The organism is Streptomyces colonosanans, from assembly GCF_001866645.1.
Classification (GTDB): domain Bacteria; phylum Actinomycetota; class Actinomycetes; order Streptomycetales; family Streptomycetaceae; genus Streptomyces; species Streptomyces colonosanans.
Window position 1 is genome coordinate 1 of sequence record NZ_MLYP01000122.1, and the last position, 4,487, is coordinate 4,487.

The 4,487-nt window shown below is 69.7% G+C and carries 1 protein-coding gene; it reads right to left on the reverse strand.

All coding sequences use genetic code 11. The annotated features are described in order from the left end of the window. Window positions 1-4,487: non-ribosomal peptide synthetase (locus tag BIV24_RS30325; RefSeq protein ID WP_143064704.1), on the reverse strand; the 4,487-nt coding region annotated here is incomplete at both ends.

The following is a 4,487-nucleotide window of genomic DNA, read 5'->3' on the forward strand; positions in this document are numbered from 1 at the left end:
CGATCGAAGAGGTCGACGGCAAACTCCAGGACACCGGTCAGTCCATGGGCCGGTGCGTCGCCGGCGGGCGTCCGCTCGGCGAGGCTGAGGAAGAGGTCGAACTTGGCAGAGCCCGGGGTGTCCAATGCTGACGCGTCCAGTCCGGGCATGAGAAGTCGGGCCTGTGCATTGTTCTGCAGGGCGAGCATCACCTGGAACAGGGGGTGCGCGGCCATGGAGCGGACCGGGTTGAGGACCTCCACCAAGTGCTCGAACGGCACGTCCTGGTGCTCGTAGGCCGCCAGGTCCGTCTCCCGGACCCGGCCGACCAGTTCGCGGAACGTCGGGTCACCCGACACGTCCGTCCGCAGCACCAGCGTGTTTACGAAGAAGCCGACCAGGTCGTCCAGCGCCTCGTCCGTGCGGCCCGCCACCGGCGAACCTATGGGGACGTCCGTCCCCGCGCCCATCCGGGACAGTAGCGCGGCGAACGCTGCCTGCACCACCATGAAGAGGCTGGCACCGGACTCGCGGGCCAGTGCATGGAGGCCCGCGTGTACCTCCGGTTCCACCTCGAACGCCACCCGGTCGCCCCGGTAGGAGGCCACCGCCGGACGGGGCCGGTCCACGGGCAGGTCCAACTGCTGCGGCAGGTCGGCGAGGCGGTTCTTCCAGTACGCGACCTGGCGGCTGAGCACGCTGTCCGGGTCGGTCTCGTCGCCGAGCAATTCGCGCTGCCACATCGCGTAGTCCGCGTACTGCACCGGCAGCGGCTTCCAGGCGGGGTCGTGGCCCTCGATGCGGGCCGCGTACGCCGTGGCCGCGTCCCGAGCCAGGGGCGCCATCGACCAGCCGTCGCCCGCGATATGGTGCACGACCACGACCAGTACGTGGGTCTCGTCCGGCAGGGCGAACAGAGCGGCACGCAATGGCACCTCGGTCCGCAGGTCGAACCCGCGGCCGGTCACCTCGGCCACCGCGTCCGGCAGTTCGTCCTGCCCCAGCTCGCACACGGGGAGGTCGACATCGGCGGTCGTGAGGATCCGCTGACAGGGGGTGCCGTCGTCCCCTTCGGGGAAGACGGTCCGCAGCGACTCGTGCCGTTCGACCACGTCCCGCAGGGCAGCGGCCAGGCCCTCGCGGTCGAGCAGGCCCGTCAGGCGGAAGACGAGAGGCACGTTGTACGTCGCGGACGCCGACCCCTCGAGCCGGTTGAGGAACCACAGCCGCCGCTGCGCAAACGACAGCGGGACCGTGTCGGGACGAGCCATCGGCAGCAGCGCCCGGCGCGCAGCGCCGGCACCCGCCACGTGCTCCGCCAGCCGTGCCACCGACGGTGCCTCGAACAGGTCCCGCAACGGCACCTCCACGCCGAGCACCGTGCGGATCCTGCTGGTCACCCGGGTGGCGAGCAGGGAGTGGCCGCCGAGGTCGAAGAAACTGTCGTCGATGCCGACCCGCTCCAGCCCAAGCACCTCGGCGAAGACGGCGCAGAGGGCTTCCTCGCGGGCGTCGCGTGGACCCCGCCCGGAAGCCGCGTACGCCGGTGCGGGCAGCGAGCGCCGGTCCAGCTTGCCGTTGGGGGTGAGCGGGAGGGCGTCGAGCGGCAGCACCACGCTGGGGACCATGTAGTCGGGCAGCAGGCCGGAGACGAACGTCCGCAGCTCGCCCAGGTCCATGGGGTCGCTGTCGTCGGTGGGCACGACGTATCCGACGAGGCGCTGGTCACCAGGCCGGTCCTCACGGACCACGACGGCCGCCTGGGCGACCCGCGGGTGACGGCCGAGGGTGGCCTCGATCTCGCCGGGCTCGATGCGGAAGCCTCGGAGCTTGACCTGACTATCAGCGCGGCCCACATACTCCAGCAGGCCGGCGCCGCCCCAGCGCACGAGGTCACCAGTGCGGTACATGCGGGCCCCAGAGGACCCATAGGGGTTGGCCACGAACCGTTCGGCGGTGAGTCCTGGGCGGTTGAGGTACCCGCGGGCGAGTCCTGCGCCGGCTACGTACAGCTCGCCGGGGACGCCTGCGGGAACCGGTTGCAGTCGTTCGTCGAGCACGTAGGCCCGGGCGTTGGTGATGGGACGGCCGATGGGCGGTACCTGGCCACAGGGGGTCAGCGGGGCGCTCATCATTGCGCACACCGTGGTCTCGGTCGGGCCGTACGCGTTGATCATCCGGCGGCCGGGCGCCCACCGTTGGACCAGCTCTGGCGAGCACACCTCACCGGCCACCACCAGCGTCGACACGGACAGCGCACCTTCTGGTACGGCGGCCAGCACCGACGGCATCAGCGTCACATGCGTCACCCCGATGGCAGGGTCGGTCAGGGCCGAAAGCGGCGACCCCGGAGGGGGGAGCACCAGCGTGGCGCCGGTCAGCAGTGCGGTGAAGAGTTCCGACACCGATGCGTCGAAGCTGGGTGAGGCGAACTGCAACACGCGGCTGTGCGTGTCAATGGCGAACCGCTCCACCTGTGCCGCAACAAGGCTGGAGACACCCGCGTGGCTGACCACGACGCCCTTGGGTCGGCCGGTCGAACCCGAGGTGTAGATCACGTACGCGGGGTTGTCCGGGGCGACGGCGCTCCGGGGGTCGGTTTCCGGCAGGGTCTCCAGCAGGGCGGTTGCCTCGGGGGAGTCCAGCACCAGGCGGTCGGGCTCCTGAGGGCCGAGCGGGCGGTCGTCGAATGCGCTGCTGGTGATCAACAGCTCGGGCCGGGCGTCGGAGACCATGAACTCCAGGCGGGCGGCGGGGTAGTCCGGGTCCAGCGGCAGGTAAGCGGCGCCGGCCTTGAGCACGGCGAGCACGGCGACGACCAGATCGACGGAGCGTGGCAGCGCGAGCGCCACGATGTCCTCGGGCCCCACACCACGGCCGGTCAGCGCATGAGCGATTCGGTTCGCACGGGTGTTGAGCCCGGCGTACGTCAGCGTCGCATCGCCGGAGATCACCGCGATGGCGTCCGGCGTAGCGGCGGCTTGCCGTGCGAATAGCCTGGGCACAGGCAAATCAGGCACAGCCAACGCCGTGTTGTTCAGGCCCTTCAACAGCAGGTCCCGTTCGCCGGGCCCGAGCACGTCGACCGCCCCGACTTTCATTCCGGGATCGACGCCCACCTGCTGCAACAGGCTGACGAACCGGGCGGTCATTGCCTCGGCTGTGGCCCGGTCGAACAAGTCGGTGGCATAGTCAAAGACGCCCATGAGGCCGCCCGGACGACCGTCTGGAGCGCGCCGCTCGGCGAACGTGACGGAGAGGTCGAACCGGGCCGCGTTCGTCGACGCTGCCGCCGCGGACACAGTGAGCCCTGGCAGACGCAGCTCCGCCTCTTCGGTGTTCTGCATGGCGAGCATCACCTGGAACAGGGGGTGCCGGGACATCGACCGAACTGGGTTCAGCACCTCCACCAGGTGCTCGAACGGAACATCCTGATTCCCGAACGCGGCCAGGTCCGTCTCACGCACCCGCTCCACCAACTCACGGAACGTCGGGTCACCCGACACATCCGTCCGCAACACCAGCGTGTTCACGAAGAACCCGACCAAGTCGTCCAAGGCCTCGTCCATACGGCCCGCCACCGGCGAACCGATCGGAATATCCGTACCAGCACCAAGCCGCGACAACAGCGCCGCAAACGCCGCCTGCACCACCATGAAGAGGCTGGCACCGGACTCCTGGGCGAGGCGAGACAGCCGACAGTGCTGCTCTGGGTCCAGGGTGAAGGTCACGCGACCGCCCTGGTGGCTGGCGACGGCGGGGCGGGGCCGGTCAATGGGGAGTTCCAACTGTTCGGGCAAGTAGGTGAGTTGCCTTTGCCAGTAATCGACCTGCCGACTGATTAGGCTGTCCGGGTCGGACTCATCACCGAGCAGCTCCCGTTGCCACAGCGCGTAATCCGCATACTGCACCGGCAACGGGTCCCACCCCGGCGCCCGCCCCGCGGCACGCGCCTCGTAGGCCGCCGCAAGATCGCGCGCCAGAGGCACCATCGACCAACCATCACCAGCGATGTGATGCAACACCACCACCAGGACGTGAGTGGTGTCGTCCAGCGCGAGCAGACGTGCCCTCACCGGTATGTTGACCAGCAAGTCGACGCCCTGGACCGCTAGTTCACTGAGGCGTGATTGCAAGCAGTCGGCCGCGACCGCCTCGGCGGGCAAGTCGAGGCCGCCACCGCACGCGTCGATGTGCAGCACCCGCTGGTGGGGAGCGCCGTCGGGCCCCTCGGGGAACACGGTGCGCAGGGCCTCGTGGCGGGCGACGACGTCGCGCAGTGCCGCGCGCAGTGCCTCGCGGTCCAGCAGGCCGGTGAGCCGCAGCGCGATGGGCATGTTGTACGTTGCGGCTGTTGCTCCCTCGAAGCGGTTCAGGAACCACATCCTGCGCTGCGCGTACGACAGTGGAACAAACACAGGTCGCACAGCCGGAACCAGCGCGGTCCGCGCGGTGCCGGCAAGCTCGACGCTGCGACCCAGCCGCTCGACCGTGGGTCCTTCGAAGAA